Annotated in this window: 15 protein-coding genes and 1 pseudogene; 9 read left to right on the forward strand and 7 right to left on the reverse strand. The window is 60.4% G+C overall.

Features of this window, described 5'->3' with window-relative positions; translation table 11 throughout:
* Window positions 1-37 precede the first annotated feature (37 nt).
* Window positions 38-1,348 (reverse strand): MFS transporter, encoded by a 1,311-nt coding sequence (locus tag RGV59_RS20195; RefSeq protein ID WP_017846287.1) that lies wholly within the window; start codon window positions 1,346-1,348, stop codon window positions 38-40.
* A 161-nt stretch (window positions 1,349-1,509) separates the two neighbouring features.
* Here RGV59_RS20195 and RGV59_RS20200 point away from each other — a divergent pair, with 161 nt between their 5' ends.
* The 5 genes from RGV59_RS20200 to RGV59_RS20220 all read left to right on the forward strand — a co-directional run bounded on the left by RGV59_RS20200 (window position 1,510) and on the right by RGV59_RS20220 (window position 6,513).
* The gene (locus RGV59_RS20200) at window positions 1,510-2,616 is read left to right on the forward strand and encodes a sugar diacid recognition domain-containing protein (protein WP_046489470.1); all 1,107 of its coding nucleotides are present in this window, start codon (window positions 1,510-1,512) and stop codon (window positions 2,614-2,616) included.
* A gap of 91 nt (window positions 2,617-2,707) precedes the next feature.
* The gene (locus RGV59_RS20205; protein WP_126585224.1) at window positions 2,708-3,856 is read left to right on the forward strand and encodes a glycerate kinase; all 1,149 of its coding nucleotides are present in this window, start codon (window positions 2,708-2,710) and stop codon (window positions 3,854-3,856) included.
* A gap of 93 nt (window positions 3,857-3,949) precedes the next feature.
* Window positions 3,950-5,224 (forward strand): AAA family ATPase, encoded by a 1,275-nt coding sequence (locus tag RGV59_RS20210; protein ID WP_126585225.1) that lies wholly within the window; start codon window positions 3,950-3,952, stop codon window positions 5,222-5,224.
* Complete coding sequence (locus RGV59_RS20215; protein ID WP_126585226.1) at window positions 5,221-5,940, forward strand: hypothetical protein; 720 nt, start codon at window positions 5,221-5,223, stop codon at window positions 5,938-5,940. Before RGV59_RS20210 ends, RGV59_RS20215 begins: the two co-directional genes overlap by 4 nt.
* Before the next feature lie 60 nt (window positions 5,941-6,000).
* Window positions 6,001-6,513, forward strand: a complete 513-nt coding sequence (locus RGV59_RS20220) for a GNAT family N-acetyltransferase (protein WP_126585227.1) — start codon at window positions 6,001-6,003, stop codon at window positions 6,511-6,513.
* On the opposite strand, the pseudogene RGV59_RS20225 reads toward RGV59_RS20220, so the two are convergent.
* From RGV59_RS20225 to ccoN, 3 genes and pseudogenes are all read right to left on the reverse strand, one after another.
* Window positions 6,510-7,201, reverse strand: a pseudogene (locus RGV59_RS20225) (aspartate/glutamate racemase family protein). The gene RGV59_RS20220 and the pseudogene RGV59_RS20225 overlap by 4 nt on opposite strands.
* A 90-nt stretch (window positions 7,202-7,291) precedes the next feature.
* A complete protein-coding gene (locus RGV59_RS20230; protein WP_017846283.1) occupies window positions 7,292-7,501 on the reverse strand; it encodes a cbb3-type cytochrome c oxidase subunit 3 in 210 nt (69 codons plus the stop codon).
* On the reverse strand, window positions 7,501-8,928 hold the full coding sequence (gene ccoN / locus RGV59_RS20235; RefSeq protein WP_126585229.1) for a cytochrome-c oxidase, cbb3-type subunit I: 1,428 nt from the start codon (window positions 8,926-8,928) through the stop codon (window positions 7,501-7,503). The genes RGV59_RS20230 and ccoN overlap by 1 nt, the downstream gene beginning before the upstream one ends.
* A 240-nt stretch (window positions 8,929-9,168) precedes the next feature.
* Here ccoN and RGV59_RS20240 point away from each other — a divergent pair, with 240 nt between their 5' ends.
* The 4 genes from RGV59_RS20240 to RGV59_RS20255 all read left to right on the forward strand — a co-directional run bounded on the left by RGV59_RS20240 (window position 9,169) and on the right by RGV59_RS20255 (window position 12,606).
* The gene (locus RGV59_RS20240) at window positions 9,169-10,833 is read left to right on the forward strand and encodes a nitrite/sulfite reductase (RefSeq protein ID WP_126585230.1); all 1,665 of its coding nucleotides are present in this window, start codon (window positions 9,169-9,171) and stop codon (window positions 10,831-10,833) included.
* Window positions 10,830-11,294, forward strand: a complete 465-nt coding sequence (locus tag RGV59_RS20245) for a DUF934 domain-containing protein (RefSeq protein WP_017846280.1) — start codon at window positions 10,830-10,832, stop codon at window positions 11,292-11,294. The genes RGV59_RS20240 and RGV59_RS20245 overlap by 4 nt, the downstream gene beginning before the upstream one ends.
* A gap of 68 nt (window positions 11,295-11,362) precedes the next feature.
* The gene (locus RGV59_RS20250; protein ID WP_017846279.1) at window positions 11,363-11,857 is read left to right on the forward strand and encodes a hypothetical protein; all 495 of its coding nucleotides are present in this window, start codon (window positions 11,363-11,365) and stop codon (window positions 11,855-11,857) included.
* A 77-nt stretch (window positions 11,858-11,934) separates the two neighbouring features.
* Entirely contained in the window at window positions 11,935-12,606 is a 672-nt protein-coding gene (locus RGV59_RS20255) for a DUF3313 domain-containing protein (protein ID WP_026139938.1), read from the forward strand.
* A 13-nt stretch (window positions 12,607-12,619) separates the two neighbouring features.
* Here RGV59_RS20255 and RGV59_RS20260 read toward each other — a convergent pair whose 3' ends face one another.
* From RGV59_RS20260 to RGV59_RS20270, 3 genes are all read right to left on the reverse strand, one after another.
* Window positions 12,620-14,020: a DUF1254 domain-containing protein gene (locus RGV59_RS20260; RefSeq protein WP_017846277.1), complete on the reverse strand. Its 1,401-nt coding sequence runs from the start codon at window positions 14,018-14,020 to the stop codon at window positions 12,620-12,622.
* Window positions 14,021-14,184: 164 nt separating this feature from the next.
* Entirely contained in the window at window positions 14,185-14,550 is a 366-nt protein-coding gene (locus RGV59_RS20265) for a response regulator (protein ID WP_017846276.1), read from the reverse strand.
* Between the two features lie 147 nt (window positions 14,551-14,697).
* A complete protein-coding gene (locus RGV59_RS20270; protein WP_260473858.1) occupies window positions 14,698-18,321 on the reverse strand; it encodes a hypothetical protein in 3,624 nt (1,207 codons plus the stop codon).
* Window position 18,322: the final 1 nt, after the last annotated feature.

Below are 18,322 nucleotides of genomic sequence, written 5' to 3' on the forward strand. Positions count from 1 at the left end.
TCCCCAACCCAGAGTAGGAGCAAGCCTGCTCCAACTGTCAGACTTTGAGGGTGCGGGTCATACGCAGTGCCAACACACTGCCACCGACGATCACCGCCGCCAGCAGGTACAGCGCGATATCCGTGGACCCGGTGGCATCCTTCACAAAGCCGACGATGTACGGGCTGAGGAAGCCGGCCATCTGGCCCATCGAGTTGATCAACGCCAGGCCACCTGCCGCCGCGCCCGCACTGAGCATGGCGGTGGGCACCGGCCAGAACATCGGCAGGCCGGTGAGGGCGCCCATGGTGGCGATGGTCAGGCCAAGAATGGCGATGGCCGGGGTGGTGGCGAAATTCACCGCGATCACCAGGCCCAGCGCGCCCATCAACATCGGCACTACCAAATGCCAGCGCCGCTCCTTGCGCAAGTCGGCGGAGCGGCCCACCAGCAACATGAACACTGCGGCCAGCAGGTAGGGGATCGCGCTGAGCCAGCCGATCACCAGGTTATCGCTGAAACCCAGGTTCTTGATGATCGAGGGCAACCAGAAGTTGATCGCGTAGACGCCGCTCTGAATGCAGAAATAGATCAAGCCGAACGCCCAGATCGCCGGGTTCTTGAACACTTCGGCGAGGGAGTCGGTGGTGGTTTTCGGCTTGTTCGCCAGGTCAGTCGCGTGGTCGGCTTCCAGCATTGCGCGCTCATGCGGTTGGAGCCACTTGGCGTTGGCAAAGCTGTCGCTGAGCAGGAAGTAGGCGAGGGCGCCCAGGATTACGGTCGGGATGCCTTGCAACAGGAACATCCACTGCCAGCCGGCGAGCCCGCCTTGGCCGGCGCCGAAGTGGTTGAGTATCCAGCCGGAAAACGGGCTGCCCAGCAGGCCGGACACCGGAATCGCCGACATGAACAACGCCATGATCCGCCCACGGCGGAACGTCGGGAACCACTGCGAGAGATACAGCACCACACCGGGGAAGAAGCCGGCTTCGGCGGCACCGGTCAACAGGCGCAACGTATAGAAATGCGTCGGCGTGGTGACGAACAGCAGGCAGGTAGACAGCGTGCCCCAGACGATCATCATCAAGGCAATCCAGCGCCGCGGACCGAACTTGGTCAGCGCCAGGTTGCTCGGCACGCCACACAGCACGTAGCCGATAAAGAAGATCCCGGCACCCAGGCCGTACACGGTTTCGCTGAACTTCAGCGCGTCGAGCATCTGCAACTTGGCAAAGCCAACGTTCACCCGGTCAAGGTAGTTGAACAGGTAGCAGATAAAAATGAAGGGGATCAGGCGCAGGGTAATGCGCTTGTAGATGGCGTTTTTATCGTCATCGGTGGCCAGTGGTGCAACGGCGCTCTGTGACATGGGAGTCTCTCTTTATTATGATTTTTTGCGATGCGAGGGTAACGTTGATCGCCCCATGAGTCTCGGCCACCTGGCGGGGTGCTGTCTTTGTGCTCGCGCACAGTGAAGCATCCTTTGCGCTGTGCCGATGAACAACCGCCGCTTTCAAGGAAATTAGCCCCATGTTCGAGCTGGATCATGACCTGGCGCAGGATATCGTCGATCGCACCATGGCGATCCTGCCGCATAACGTCAACGTCATGGACAGCCAGGGCCTGATCCTCGGCAGCGGCGAGCCGGAGCGCATCAACACGCGGCATGAAGGCGCGCAACTGGTGTTGGCCAACGGCCGGGTGGTGGAGATCGATGGGCAGACCGCCAAGCACCTCAAGGGCGTGCAACCGGGCATCAACCTGCCGTTGATGCACGACCAGCGCCTGATCGGCGTGCTCGGCATTACCGGCGAGCCGGAGGGGCTGCGCACGTATGCCGAACTGGTACGCATGACCGCAGAAATGCTGGTCAGCCACCGGCATCAGCAAGCCGAGCAACAATGGCGACGCCAGCGCTGCGACGATCTGTTGGCGTTGCTGCTGGCCGACACCGGCGACTCGCCACGCCTGGTGGATGAGGCGCAGCAACTGGGGCTCAAGCCGCAGATGGCGCGCACGCCGTATCTGTTCGAGTTGGGGGCGGGGCAGACGGCGGAAGCGTTGAGTGCCTGGTTGACGTCGCGCTATCCGGACAGTTGGTGCGTCAGCTCCGCGCAGTATTCGCTGCTGTGGTGCCGACCGGCGGCGGTGCCGGTGGACAATCCGCGCCTGCTGGAAAAGCTTGAAGGCCTGGGCTGGACGATTCTGCGGGTGGCGGTCGGCGGGCAAGCCGATGGCTTGGCGGGGTTGCGTCGTTGTTATCGACGCGTGGGCGACCTGCTGGCCTACGGCCGCGATGTCCTGCCGCATTCACGGCTGCTGACCCTCAACCGCTATCGCCTGCCGGTGATGCTCTGGCGGCATCGCAACGACGATGCCCTGGACGAATTGCTCAACCCGCTGCGAAAAGTGCTGGCCAAGGACAACAACGGCCAACTGCAGGCGACCTTGCGCAGTTGGTGCGAACACGACGGGCAAAGCCAGGCATGCGCCGATGCGCTGGGCATTCACCGCAACAGCCTGCGCTACCGCATGGAGCGCATTGCCGAACTCAGCGGGGTCGACCCGTTGACGCTGGATGGCATGCTCGCGCTGTACCTTGGCGTCCAGCTGCTGCCCCAGGTTTTGTCGGAATGACCAACAAGCCGGGTTCGCACTTGTGCATCGGACCAGCGTCATTGCCGCTGCCAACTGGCAGCATGGGCGGCATAAAAACCGGAGAACGCCCATGAAAATCATCATCGCCCCCGATTCGTTCAAGGACAGCCTGAGTGCCGAAGGCGTCGCCCAGGCCATTGCCGAAGGCTTGGCGCAGGTCTGGCCGGATGCACACGTGGTCCAGTGCCCGATGGCGGACGGTGGTGAAGGCACGGTGGAGTCGGTACTCGCCGCCTGCCAGGGCGAACTGCGGCACCAGTCGGTGAAAGGCCCCTTGGGCGCTGCGGTTGACGCGCATTGGGGCTGGCTGGCCGACAGCCACACCGCACTCATCGAAATGGCCGAAGCCAGCGGCCTGCAATTGGTGGCGCCGGGGCAGCGCGACGCGTGCTCCACGACCACCTTCGGCACCGGCGAGCTGATTCGCGCGGCCCTGGACGCCGGTGCCCGGCGCATCATCCTGGCGATTGGCGGCAGTGCCACCAACGATGGCGGCGCAGGCGCGATGCAGGCACTCGGCGTGCAGTTGTTCGATGCCGAGGGTCACCCTCTGGCACCGGGCGGCCTGGCTTTGGCCCGCCTGGCGCGGATCAGCCTGGAACAACTCGACCCGCGCCTGGCCCAGGTGCGCTTTGAAATCGCCGCCGACGTGAATAACCCGTTGTGCGGCCCCCATGGCGCCTCGGCGATTTTCGGCCCGCAAAAAGGCGCCGATCCGCAGCAGGTCGAACAACTCGACGCGGCCCTCGGCCATTTCGCCGACCACTGCGCCAAGGTCCTGCCCAATGACGTGCGCGACGAACCCGGCAGTGGCGCCGCCGGTGGCCTGGGGTTCGCCGCCAAGGCCTTCCTCGGGGCGCAGTTCCGTGCGGGGGTGGAGGTGGTCGCCGAACTGGTCGGCCTCGACGAAGCGATACGCGGCGCCGACCTGGTGATCACCGGTGAAGGTCGTTTCGACGCCCAGACGTTGCGCGGTAAAACACCCTTCGGCGTGGCACGCATCGCCCAGCGGCACCAGGTCCCGGTGATCGTGATCGCCGGCACGCTGGGTGAAGGCTACGAGCAGATGTACGCCCACGGCGTGGATGCAGCCTTCGCCTTGCCGTCCGGGCCGATGAGCCTGGAGCACGCCTGCAGCGAGGCACCGCGCTTGTTGCGCGAGCGAGCGGCGGATGTTGCGCGGCTGTGGCGCGTGGCCCGGCGCAGGGAAAAGCGGTAACCGTCGGCGCCGTGACATAGCTGTCGATAATTACTATGATCCGTGCACTCTTTAAAGACTGGCCGATCTGGCCAGACACGTTGGAAGCCGATCATGCAGATCAAGCGTTTTACCCTCGTCAATTTCCGTGGCATCGAGAAGATGGAGCTCGATTTCGAGGGCAAGAAGACTGTCGCTTTGGTGGGCGTCAATGGCGTGGGCAAGTCTTCGATTCTGGATGCGTTGGCGATAACGTTGTCTAGTCTGACGGCTCGGATGGTTGGTCAGCCGTCCAAGTCACGGTCGATCTCAAAAGATGATATCAAGATCGGAGCCGACTACACGCGGCTACATGTCGAAACCAAGCTATTTGAAAGCTACGACGTCGATTGGGCAATTGCTCTGAATCGCAAAGGCGGCAAGCATCCCAGTGACCGTAGTAGTGATTTGTCTCGATTAAACGATGCCGCAGACGGCGTTGAGCATGGAATAGGTCAGTACGAGTTCATCGGCGGAGAGTCAATCGAGTTGCCATTGGCGGTTTACTACGATGTACACCGTGCAGTACTGGACGTACCGTTACGCGTTCGCGAGCACTTGGCAAATGCCATTGCTGAGGGGTATGACGACGCACTTGGCCATGGTGGTGCTGACTTCAAGCGATTTTTCATTTGGTTCCGCAACCAGGAAGATCTCGAAAATGAAAATAGTCGAGATATTCCAGGCTATCGGGACCCAGAGCTTTCCGCGGTACGCAGAGCGATCGAAACGTTTACCGGGTTCAAGGACGTTCGGGTTCGCCGCAAGCCTGCGTTGAGAATGACTGTTCTCAAAGGTGAATTCGAATTCAACGTCCTGCAACTTTCAGACGGTGAGAAATGCCTGCTGGCAATGGTCGGCGATTTGGCTCGCAGACTCACATTGCTCAATCGCGAAGTGCCTGACCCATTGAAAGGAAAGGGTGTTGTCCTTATTGATGAGTTGGATCTGCACCTCCATCCAGGCTGGCAACGCACCGTCGTCGCCAATTTAGAAAAAACCTTTCCCAACTGCCAATTCATCATTACCACTCACTCCCCACAAATACTGGGAGAATTACCTGCTGAATCGGTAATGCTGCTCAAAGACGGTCAGTATCTAGGCCATCCAGAGCGCTCACTGGGGCTTCGCAGTGGTGAGGTGATCGAAGAACTGATGGACGGCTTGTCACAAAACCTAAACGTCAGTCAGCAGCTCAGAAAAATCTACCGCAATCTTGACGACGATGATCTTGAGTCGGCCCAGTCTCACCTTGCGCAATTGCGCGAAAAGGTCGGAAAAATTCCTGATGTCCTTGAGGCTCAAGCGAGCATTGATTCATTGAGGTCGTTAGAAGAGGGCGAGGCGTGAGGTCTATCAAAAAGGGCGCAGAACCGCGCGCGTTGATTGAATGGCGAAGGGAAAACCGTGATACACCGCAAAATCTCTTTTATGGCAAAGGCAGCAGCTTTCCTAGCGAGGCGGTTCGCCAAGCGCTATTGAAGGAGCAATTTCATTTATGCGCCTACACGTTGCGTCGTTTGCCGACAGCGGCAGAATGCCAGGTTAAGAATCAGGGCACACAATTCAGTTGCCATATTGAGCATATTCTTCCCCAGCACCCTTACAGGGCTGACAGCATCGTCTACACAAATATCGTGGCGTGTTATCCATCCAGCCAAACCAAAACGGTTTGCGGTTATGGCGCGGTGGCGAAGGAAGATTATGACCCGGCAAAAAAGCCCTTTATTTCTCCGTTGACTGCAAATGTAGAGCGGCATTTCCGGTTCACCCGTGATGGGTATGTCGAAGGGCTTACACCTGAAGCGATCGCAACAGTCGAGGTCTTGAACCTCAACCATCCGACGTTGGTCAATGATCGATCCGCGGTTATCAAAGGTCGATTGCAGCCACGTGGCAGCTGTATTTCAGCGGCGATGGCCAGGCGTTTGGTTGAAGAGATCGATACGCCAGATAACCAGCAGTGCCTCCCCGAGTACTGTCAAGCGATCAAACAACAGGCTCAGCTTCACGCACAACACCTTGAAAAACGAGCGGTTCGTGTACGTGGTCAAGTGAGGCCTTGAACTCAACCCGCATAAGCCGCGAAACTGGCCGGCCACTTGTCTTTCAACGGATGAAACACAATGCACGCACCTGAACCCCATATCGTGATCCAGCGCTTTACCGAGGCCCATCTTGAAGGTGTCGCCGCGCTCTACAACGAGCCGGCTGTGTGTCGTCAGGTGCTACAGATGCCATTCCAGTCCGTCGAGGCGTGGCGCAACAAGCTGGTGACAGATAATGAGCGGCGTCTGCAACTGGTGGCGCTACATGGCGGGGAAGTGGTCGGCCAACTCGGCCTGGAACAGTACCTGCGCGTGCGCCAGAGCCATGTCGGTTCGTTCGGCATGGGCGTGACGCCAGCCTGGCAAGGCAAAGGTGTGGGCTCTCGCCTGTTGACGGCCGCGTTGGATGTGGCCGACAACTGGATGAACCTGCACCGCCTGGAACTCACGGTGTATGCCGACAACGAAGCGGCCCACAACCTGTACCGCAAATTCGGCTTCGAAGTGGAAGGGCTGCTGCGCGATTACGCCCTGCGCGACGGTGTCTTCGTCGACACCCTGAGCATGGCGCGCCTGCGCCGCTCGGCTTAGTCCCGTAACGCGAACGCCACCGCTGCCTGCGCATGCAGCACCGTGGTGTCGAGCAGCGGCAGGTCGCTGTGTTCGGGTTTGATCAGCAGGCCGATTTCCGTGCAGCCCAGGATGATTGCCTGGGCGCCGCGTGCGGCCAGGGATGTGATCACGCGCTGATAGACCTGGCGTGAGGCCTCGCTGATCACGCCGACGCACAATTCCTCATAGATGATCCGGTGGACGGCCTGGCGCTCGTTCGCATCGGGCACCAGCACGTTCAGGCCGTGGGCGGCCAGGCGCGAGGTGAGAAAGTCCTGTTCCATGGTGAACGCGGTGCCGAGTAAACCCACGGTCAGGGTGCCGGCGGCGACGGCCGCAGCACCTGCGGCATCGGCAATATGCAGAAAGGGAATCGACACCGCCGCTTCGATCCGCGGCGCCACCAAATGCATGGTGTTGGTACACAGCACCACGCACTCGGCCCCCCGGCTTGCAGGCGGCGCGCAGCATCCTCGAGGATCAGCGCGGCGTCGTCCCAGCGTCCGGCATGCTGGGCCTGTTCCACCGGGCCGAAGTCCACGCTGTACATCAGCAGTTGCGCCGAACGCAGCGGACCGAGATGGTCGCGCACGCGCTGGTTGATGATACGGTAGTACTCGGCGCTGGACTCCCAGCTCATGCCGCCGATCAGGCCGATGGTGTGCATGCGATGCTCCTGACAAGAAATATCGCATCACCTTACCCATCGGCCGCCGAATAGTCATACGCAGTTGCGCGCCAAATCAGCGGAGCAGTTTCACATATCCAGATTGCCCCAGCCCGGCCTGGCTTGCTCTGCTGCCACCGCGTGGATCTGTTTGCCGGTGGCCAGCTCCACCCGGCGCGCCACCTCCGGGTCGTCGGCGAACGGAATCAAACTGGCCTCATCCAGCGTCTCCTCGGATTGACCGCGCAGACAGTACTCCACCGCGCCATACAGGCACACCACCATCAGAAAGCCCCACATCAGACGATCCTCGCGTCAAGCTGCGCGACCCGCAAGTCGGCAACCCGCACCGTGCGCCAGGTGTTGTAGGCCATCAGCAGCATGCCGCTGAGAAACAACACGCCACCGGCAAAGCGCACCACAAACCCCGGATGGCTGGCCTGCAAGGCCTCGACAAACGAGTAGGTGAGGGTGCCGTCATCGTTGATCGCACGCCACATCAGGCCCTGGGTAATGCCGTTGACCCACATCGAGGCGATGTACAGCACGGTGCCGATGGTCGCCAGCCAGAAGTGCAGGTTGATCAGCGTCACGCTGTGCATCTGCTGGCGGCCGAAGACTTTCGGGATCATGTGGTACAGCGAGCCGAAGGTGATCATCGCCACCCAGCCCAACGCGCCGGCATGGACGTGGCCGATGGTCCAGTCGGTGTAGTGGGAGAGGGCGTTGACGGTCTTGATCGCCATCATCGGCCCTTCGAACGTCGACATGCCGTAGAACGCCAGCGACAACACCAAAAAGCGCAGGATCGGGTCGCTGCGCAACTTATGCCAGGCGCCCGACAAGGTCATCATGCCGTTGATCATGCCACCCCAGCTCGGCGCGAGCAGGATCAGCGACATCGCCATGCCCAGCGACTGCGCCCAGTCCGGCAGCGCCGTGTAATGCAAGTGGTGCGGACCGGCCCAGATGTACAAGGTGATCAGTGCCCAGAAATGCACGATGGACAGGCGATAGGAATACACCGGCCGTCCGACTTGTTTCGGCACGAAGTAGTACATCATCCCCAGGAAGCCGGTGGTCAGGAAAAAGCCCACGGCGTTATGCCCGTACCACCATTGCACCATCGCATCGGTGGCGCCGGAATACACCGGGTAGGACTTGAACCAGTCCACCGGAATCGCCAGGTGGTTGACCACATGCAGCATGGCGATCACCAGGATGAACGCGCCGAAAAACCAGTTGCCCACGTAGATGTGCCGGGTCTGGCGCTGCACCACGGTGGTGAAAAACACAATGGCGTAGGCCACCCACACCACCGTCATCCATACCGCGCCGGAGAATTCGATCTCGGCGTATTCCTTGGTGGTGGTGTAGCCCAACGGCAGGCTGATCAACATGATCACGATGACCGATTGCCAACCCCAGAAGGTAAACGCGGCGAGCTTGTCGGAAAACAGCCGCACCTGGCAGGTGCGCTGTACCGCGTAATAACTGGCGGCGAACTGCGCACTGCCGGCGAACCCGAAGATCACCAGGCTGGTGTGCAACGGTCGTAGTCGGCCAAAAGTCGTCCAGGGCAAATCGAGGTTCATTTCCGGCCAGACCAGCTGCGAAGCGATCCACACGCCCATGGCCATGCCCACCACGCCCCAGACGATGGTGGCAATCACGAATTGGCGAACGACCTTGTAGTTATAGGCCTGTCCGATTGTTGCTGTGCTCATGCTCAGTCCTCCCACGGTTCCAAGTGGCGGGCACTGTAGGAAGTGTGGGTAAAACAAAACAGACTCAGAAAAAGCTGATTACTACGGATCAGTTTATTCGGCATGAAAGCACGGCTTATAGCCCATCTGATCCGCTTTTTAAGCCTGCACCTGAATCTTTAATGCCCTGCGCCGCAGGCGCATAGTCGCCCCCCTAGACGCCGCGCCCTGGGACGCGGCCAACCCTGATGAGGCGGTGATATGTACCAGTACGATGCATACGACCGGGCGCTGGTGTTCGAGCGCGTGGCGCAATTTCGTGATCAGGTCGAGCGTTTTATCGCCGGCGACTTGAGCGAAGAAGAGTTTCTGCCCTTGCGCCTGCAGAACGGCCTGTACCTGCAAAAGCATGCCTACATGCTGCGGGTGGCGATTCCCTACGGCACCTTGAGCGCCGAACAGATGCGTACCCTGGCCAGCATCGCCCGCGACTACGACCGTGGCTACGGCCACTTCACCACCCGGCAGAACCTGCAGTTCAACTGGATCGAGCTGCACCAGGTGCCCGACATCCTCGAACGCCTGGCCCAAGTGGACATGCATGCGATCCAGACCTCCGGTAACTGCGTGCGCAATATCACCACCGAAGCCTTTGCCGGGGTCGCGGCCGACGAGCTGCTGGACCCGCGCCCGTTGGCGGAGATTCTGCGCCAGTGGTCGACCATCAACCCGGAATTCCTGTTCCTGCCGCGCAAGTTCAAGATCGCCATCTGCTCGGCCCGCGAAGACCGCGCGGCGATCATGATGCATGACATCGGCCTGTACCTTTACCGTGATGAGCAAGGCGAGATGCTGTTGCGCGTGATGGTGGGCGGCGGCCTGGGCCGCACGCCGATCCTCGGCTTGCAGATTCGCGAGGGCTTGCCGTGGCGGCACCTGCTGTCCTACGTCGAGGCGGTGTTGCGCGTGTACAACCGGCATGGCCGGCGGGACAACAAGTACAAGGCGCGCATCAAGATCCTGGTCAAGGCGCTGGGGATCGACGCGTTTTCCCAGGAGGTGGAGGAAGAATGGCAGTACCTGCGCGATGGCCCTGCGCAGTTGACCGATGCCGAATACGCGCGCGTGGCGTCGGCCTTCGTGCCGCCGGCGTATGCGTCGCTCAGCGATACCAGCCTGGCCTACGGCACCGAACTGGCCGACAACCCGGGCTTTGCGCGCTGGGTCAGCCGCAACGTCATGCCGCATAAAGTCGCGGGCTACGCCAGCGTGGTGTTGTCCACCAAACCCGGTATCAGCGCGCCGCCCGGCGACGTCAGCGCCCCGCAAATGGAGGCCGTGGCCGAGTGGGCGGAGCAGTTCGGTTTTGGCGAAATCCGCATCGCCCATGAACAGAACATCGTGTTGCCGGATGTGCCCAAGGAGCATCTGCATGCCGTGTGGCGCCTGGCCTGCGAACACGGTCTGGGCGCGGCGAATATCGGCCTGTTGACCGACATCATCGCCTGCCCCGGCGGTGACTTCTGCGCCCTGGCCAATGCCAAGTCGATCCCCATCGCCCAGGCGATCCAGCAGCGCTTCGATAACCTCGACTACCTGCACGACCTGGGTGACATCAGCCTGAACATCTCCGGCTGCATCAATGCCTGCGGCCATCACCACATCGGCAATATCGGCATCCTGGGCGTCGATAAGAATGGCAGTGAGTGGTATCAGATCACCCTCGGCGGGGCCCAGGGCAAACACAGTTCACTGGGCAAAGTGATCGGCCCGTCGTTCAGCGCCGCCGAGATTCCGGATGTGATCGAGCGCGTGATCAATACCTTCGTGCGCTACCGCGAAAGCGAAGAGCGCTTTGTCGATACCGTGCAGCGCATTGGCCTGGAGCCGTTCAAGGAGCAGGTGTACGCGGAGCAGCCGGCATGAACAATCTGTTGAAGCTTGAGCAGGGGCAGGCGCGTCTGGTGGCGGATGATCCGTGGGTGTTGGTGCGTGACGAGGTGCCGGACGGTGCTGCACTGATCCTGCCGCTGGCGTCCTATGCGCCGGGGCATGGCGTGTGGCTGGGCCCGGATGATGAGGTCGAACAGCTGCAGCCCTGGCTCGCCACGCTGCCGCTGATTGCCCTGGATTTCCCCAGCTTTCGTGACGGCCGCGCCTATAGCCAGGCCTATCTGTTGCGCACGCGTATGGGCTGGCGAGGCGAGTTACGGGCGATTGGCGATGTGCTACGCGATCAGCTCAGCCACATGCGCCAGTGCGGGTTCGATGCGTTTGCGGTGCGCGCGGACAAATCGGCTGAAGACGCCCTGAAAGGGCTGGCGGGGATGAGCGTGCAGTACGGGCGTAGCGTGATCGAGCCGCGCCCGCTGTTTCGCAGGCGTTAATCATACGGTGAGTTGCCGCATCTGCCATGATCGCGGTTCGCACTACGGCTCACCCGAGGAAAACCGCAATGGATGATGTACAGCAACTGGGCGAGATGCTTCGTCATTACGCCGATAGCGAAGCGCACAAAAAACAGCAGTTCGAGGTGCAATCGGCGCGCTGGGCGCTAAAGCTCGGCGAGCTGTTCCAGCAGATCGAACAATGGCTGGAACCGGTCAATACCGCTGGTTTGCTTGAAGTCCACCGTGAAGCGTATGTCGCCAGCGGCCCGAGCGTTCCGGTGGAGACATCGCCGTTCAAGAGCGAAAAACTCACCGTGCAGATCACCGGCAAGAATGTGGAGTTCGTGCCGGACGTGATGGGCGTCGGCGGCTTGATTTCGGTGTCGGTCATGGGCCTGACGGCGGCACGGCACGGCAGTGTTTCACTGGTGCTGCCGGCGGATAAAAACGACTGGTTGTGGAAGAAAACCAACGGTTTGAAAGACCCGGACACCTTCGCCTTCAACGCGAACTTCCTGGCCGCGCAGTTGCAGAGCCTGATCCCGCGCGAACGCAGCTGAGCTTTTCAGCGCTTTTTCCCAGGATTGGCTATACCTACAGCTCAACGTTCTGATGATGACTGCCAAGGAGTTCGATGATGAAACTAAGGCTAATGATCAGCACGCTCTGCATCGCCACGATCGGGATGGTGGGCTGTGCCAGCCAAGTCACGCAACCGGATGAGTATTCAGGATTCCTGTCCGATTACAGCCGCCTCAAGCCGGCCAAGTCGCCTTCGGGCGTCGAGGTGCTGCGTTGGGTCGATCCGAAACTGGATATGAGCCGCTACAACGCGGTGTATATCGAACCGACGCAGTTTTACCCCAGGCCCCAAGCCACCGCGAAAATTCCTGAGAGCACGTTGCGTGGCATCAATGACTACTTCAACCAGGCCCTCAAGCGCGAAGTCGGCAAGTCATTGCCCCTTGCCCAAGGGCCCGGCGCCGGAGTGTTAGTGGTGCGTGCGGCGATTACGGCAGTCAGCAGCAAAACCCAGGGCCTGAAACCTTATGAGTTCGTGCCGGTCGCCCTGGTGGCCGCTGCGGTGAGTAGCGGCACCGGCATCCGCGACCAGGACACGGTGCTGGGCACCGAGGCGCAGTTTCTTGACGGCGCCAACGGCAAGGTGGTTGCGGAGGTAGTACGCAAGGGCACCGGCAAGCCGCTGGAAAACGACTCGCAGGTGATGACGCCCAATGACGTGAAAAGCGTGATCGACGGTTGGGCGTCGGATTTGCATCAGTCGTATCTGAAACTGAAAAAGCGGTAAGTCGCTTGCCGTATCACTTCAGTGGCGTCAGCGGCGGCAGCTTCCACTGGCCGTTGTTCGCCTCGGGTTTGGGCAGGTACAGGCGCAACACCGCGTAGAACGGGCCGGGCGGTGCCGGCAACCAGTTGCTCTGTTCGGCTTTTGGCGGTTCGTGGTGTTGCAGCGCCAGGGTCAGGCCGCCATCGGCGTCCAGTTTGAGGTTGGGCAACATCCGCGAATTGATCACATAGCGCTTTTTGTGGTTGGGCACCAGCAACTTGGTCTTGGCGTTGTACAGGGTCAGTGACCAGAAGGCGTCGACCGGCGGCAGTTGGTCCTTGGCGAAGTGGACGGTGTAGCTATGGCGCGCGCCGTTGGCGGGCTTGCCTTCACTGTCGACGACGTAATTGAAGTAGGTGGCTTCATCGGCAGAGTTGCCGAAAAGCCCCACCTCGGCACCGGCATAGCGGTACAGGTCGTTGTTTTTCAGGTGATCGCGGTTGCCGAACAGGTCGCCTATGGCGACCTGCTGGGTGTCGAGTTTGTCTTTTTTGAACGCCGCGAACTCAGCCTTGGCGTCGGCGATCCCGTCTTCCAGTGCTTTACGCTGTTCGGCGCTCAACTGGTTGACCTTGAACGGCGCACCCGGTGCGATGCCGATGGTGGCAAAGCGTGCGAGCTGGTCTTTCTCGCTGTCCTGAGGGGCAGCGAAGGCGAGCATGAAGTTCAAGTAGCGAAACAGTTGCGGGCCTTCGGTCATGTTGGCCAGCGGCTTGGGCCAATCGATCTTCGGCGCTTTGGCCGGGGCGGCTTGTTTCACATAGCTGCTGAGCGACTGCACTTTGTAGCCATTCTGGATCTGCTTGACCTTGTTCAGGTCCTTTTCATCAAACAACTGCGTGCGGTACAGCGCATAAGCGAGGTTACTTTCGCTATACACCACACGATCCACATCGACCGGCTGCTGACCTTTCCAGTCGGGCCCGGCGATCATGTAGTGGCCGCCATTGTTGCCGGTGCTGCGCGTGCCCAGGTACGCGAAGTTATGCGTATAGAGGTCGACCAGTTGCACCGAGTAATAGCGGTTGTCTTCGATCTTGGGCAGCGTCAGCACCAGCGGCTCGCTACGCAGGTCCATCCAGACGAAGGAGTAGGGCGTGTCGGGGTTCGGCGTGGCCAGTGTGGTGTCTTTGGGGGTGAAGACCTGGGCGGTGTTGCCGATATGGTTGAACGGTGCCTTGAAGTTGACGCCGCCCTTGTCGACCGCCTGGGTGTAGAGCGTTTTGTACATTTCCACGACCGGGTAACCATACAAATAGGCTTCCTTGGCGATTGCCCGAGCCTCAGAGGGGGTGGCCGTGAAGTCGGCCCAGGCGCCAGAGCTCATGAGTATCGAGAGGCTCGCCAACAGCAGGCGCGTCGGTTTTCCAATCATCTTGTTGCGTCCTTCCAGAGGGCTTGTGAGGAGTACTATTGAATGGTGTGGCAAAGCGGCGAGTTTCCAACTTTATTGGCCGAACGTCACGTTAATCCCGGTATGACGTACAGCTTGACGTAAAAATGCCGCCTCTGTGGGCGGCATTGGACAAAAACGCAACGTCAGGCTGCGTCAAGCATTTGCTTAACCTTATTGCGCAATTGATCGATGGAGAACGGCTTGGCGATCGATTGCATGCCCGGCTGAACCTCGATGCTCTCGGGATAACCACTGGCAAACAGGACCGGCAGTTGCGGGCGCAGTTTACGCGCCTGGGTGGCCAAGTCCCGGCCGTTCATATCGGGCAGGCCGACATCGGTCATCATCAGATCAATGACTTCATTTGTGTTCTCTACGAATTCAAGCGCCGATTTGGCGTCTTCAGCCTCCAGCACACGGAACCCCAGCTCTTCGAGTACATCGACGATCAGCATACGCACAATGGAGTCGTCTTCGACTACGAGAATGGTTGAGGTGGGTGCCGACATAGTGAACATTCCTGAAAAAGTGAAGGTGCTGGGCGCGACAGGTCTAAAGGCAATCCACTAGTGAGTAGCGACAAGGCCAGCAAGTTCCGAAAAATTGCTGGCATTGTGAGCTTCGCGCCGGAGAATGTCGCGTCAGGGGCGGAAAAACTACAACGGGACCGACGCGATACGGTGGACCTGTGCGGAATCGCGGTAGAACTGCATGTCACCGGACTCAAAATAACTCACTTGATACTCAGGCGTGCCCGGATTCGTACCGTAAGCCCGATGCTGAAACGGGCTGGTGCCGCGGTTCAGGGTACGTTCCAGGCCATTTTTCATGGCCTCGGCCGAGTCAAATTGGGCCATCCCGAAATTCGGATCGAAGTAGAACCAGACGGGTTTGTCGTCACGCACCATGACGCCGGCCAGCAGGGCGTGATCCTTCGTTGCAATCCTCAGGCTCCTTGGCGGGCTCGCATCGGTCAGCTCGGTGGCGATCTGATGATAGGGGATCTGCCTGGGCTGCTTGCCCATATGAAAGGTATCCACGTGTTTGACTGCTTCATGAAACGACCTGAGGGTGCGGATGAACTGCGTCGCCACAGGGTCCCGTGGATCGGCGGCCGCCTTGAACATATTGCCCAGGTAGGTCGTCTCTTGGCCCGATTGCATGGACAGTGCCAGGGTATTGGCGATACCCGCACATTCGCCTGGTGAAGCCAGATTGACTTGGCTGAGGTAAAACTCCTGGGGCATCGGGGTCAAGGTGCCGCCGACGGCGTGGATATCCCGCTGGAACAGGGTAAAGCCTTCCTGGATCAGTCTGACTTTCTTGCGTTCGATCTGTTTGACCAGCGTGCCGACGTCTTCGGCGCCGAGCCACCCACGGGAGATCAGCATCTGAAGCTCGAGAATCGTCGAGTCTGATGAGAAGCCCGGCACCTTGTGCGGGTCACCGTTCGCATAGCCGGCGTTGAAGTCGGAAACCTTCTCGGGGCGTTGCGCGCGTTTCAACTCGTTTTCGAACTCTTTGGGTGCATATTGACCGAGTACGGTCGGCGGGCCCTCCGGCGACTGTATTTCGCCCGCCAGCTTCTTGTAGAGCCAGTCGGTGAAGCTCTGGTTGATCTGCCCCTTCGCCGACACCGTGGTGGGTGCGAAGCCCTGGAGTGGCCCGCCGTAGGCGCGCATTTTTTCCGCATCGAAGGCATACCATTGGCCATTTTTCAGCACCGCGGCACCGTCGATACTGTGTTCGCCGATCTTCACGGTGCCTGTGGCGACGACGCCATGCTCGTTGCTGGCGGCTTTGAGCAGGTCGTAACGGCCCGACGCGCCACGCAATGCGTTCACACCTTGCGCGCCTTTGGCGCCGAGGAACTTGAGCCCGCCACCGGCCAGGCGGGCCCCGCCAACCGCCAGGTCGCCTGCGCCGCTCAGCGGGTTGAATGCGCCGAACGTGGCCATGCCGATGACTTTGGCCGACCGTGCCACCTTGGTCGCGGCCGAAACGGTGGTCCCTGCGATCTTGACCACTTTTCCGGCCGCACCCACACCCGCCGTCACGATGCCGAACGCGTCCAGGCTCAGATCGATCAAGCCTTCAGCAATGTTGCCGTTGCGGAAGTGGTTGATCGCGGAGCGCAAAGGGACCAGGTCCAACAGGAAGTTTTCAATCATGTCGGACCGGTTCCGAATATTGTCGTCGGTGGTGAGGCCACGCGCCTGTTGCTTGATTGCCGGATCATCGAGGTTGATATGTTCAACGAAGGCATCGGCGATCAGTTGGACGCGGGGCGAGGCGAAGGTATCGCTGGGTGAATCGCCAGGCGGTGTCTGCTCTGTGTCAAGCGTGGCTTGACCGGCGCTGGGGGTGAACACCTTTGTTTCGGAGACGATATTCGCCTTCCTTGAAGAGCCAGGCTGTGCCTGCCACTGCGGAATACTGCGGATAGCGCCGGCGTTGAAGTCGATCTCATAGGCCGTGGTCACCCCACCGCGCTCGATCCTTACCAGTAGTTCTTCGCCTTTGGGCAGCTCGGTTTTGTCACTGAACAAACCCAGCCCAAGTTTATGGGCGTGATTTTGATAAAAAGTGACGTTGCCATATTCAAAGTTTTTTCGGTCGTCTGCCGGCAACTGGCTGATCAAGTGCTTGATATACGTGCCGACGGCGTTCTTCTTTTCCTCGATCACCTGCTTGAATTGCGACTCGAACGCCGTGGCCACCCCAAACTCGGGATTGGCGTTCAACGCCCCCACGGGGATACGGCTGTCACGGGAGCCGTAGACCGCGTCGGGTCCAACGTCCATCATCGCGACATCCAGCAGCGAGTGCAGGCCCGGCACCTGATTTCTACGCCGGATATCCCCGCCCGGCATATGGGTGACGCGAATCAAGGGTTCTTCGAACAGCGCCTCCTTGTCGGGAAAGCGTTGTTTCAGCTCGGCCAATGCCATCGCTTTACGGGACGGGATGTCTTTGTCGAAGGCCTCTGAGGCGGCCAGCATCACGGACTGGCGTTCGCTGAAGCGAGTCACCAGGTTGTTCAGTTCATCGGAGGCGTACAGATGCTCGGCTTTTTTCTCCAGCAGGCCATTGGCCGTGCCCCAATCGATCAAGGCGTTACGTTGAGCGGTGTTCGTCATGTTCACGTCTGCGCCGCTGGCGTGTTCGGCTTCCAGCATGACCGCGGCGAAGCTCATATTGGCGACCCGGCCGGGTATGTGCGCGTCGACCATCGTCGCGGCGATTGCGAGGTTGACCCAGGCCGGGCTGCCAAAGGTCACGCTGTCGGGAATGTCCTTGACCAGAAATACCGGCGCACGACCCGCCAGCAGCAGGTGGGCGGCTGCGCCAGCCAGTTCTGGGCTGGTTTTACCCTGAGCCACCAGGTGTTGGCGCAGGGCATCGACGATCTGGGCGGCCGACTTGCCCCTGAGTGAGTCGTCGGCCAGGTCGAAGCCGGCCACGTTGTTGCGTTGGGGGGCGGTGATGGACTCTGGGTCCAGCTGCAGTATCACGGCCGCGAGCAGGTAATCGAGGCTGCTGCTATCGGTGGCAATGCCCTGCATCTGTTCCTGAAGCGCGTGGCCCAATGATTGTGCTTCTGGCGAACTGACAAGGGCGTTCAACGTCGCGCCCGGGCTCGTCAGCGCTTCGGCCGCGAGAGGGGTTCGATGCCGCAGGAACTCCAGTACTCCGCCAGTGGTGTGCTTGAGCGGCTGTTTTTGCCCAAGAGGGTCGGTGTAATCCAGGGTGCGGGTGCGCAAGCGTTGTTGCTCATCGGCGCTCAAGGGCACCGGCCAGCTGAGGGCGCCGCCCAGGTTACCCAACGGGTGCGCCTGGGATCGGGCGGCCATGGCGTCCGACAGCCCGGTCAGGGATAAATGGCTATAGGGTGAAAGCAATCCTCCCTGGCGTTTGATAAAGCTATCCACGCTGGTGCTGCCGCCGACTTCGCTGTGATAAACCGAGTCGGGGTGAACGTCCATCGGCGTGGTCTTGAGGGCTGCCTGCACGGCCGGGGTGGAGGCGTCAGGCCCAAGCCGCAGGGCGATTTCGTTGAGTTTGTCGGCGAGTGTTTTGAGGTTGTGATAATGCCCCAGCTTCGCCTTGAGGCTGGCGCTTTGCGCGACGGTGACGCTGGCTGGCGGCTGCACCGTTGGCGCGGGCGAATCGTGGCTGGGGACGGGTGTCAACGTCGGCGGTGTAGCGGCGGGTATTGCGGGTGGCGTGGAGAGCGGCATCAATGAAACGCTGGGGAGGGTTTGCAAGGAAATAGTCATA

Origin of the sequence: Pseudomonas sp. FG1, from assembly GCF_034313875.1 — a bacterium.
Taxonomy (GTDB): Bacteria; Pseudomonadota; Gammaproteobacteria; order Pseudomonadales; family Pseudomonadaceae; genus Aquipseudomonas; species Aquipseudomonas veronii.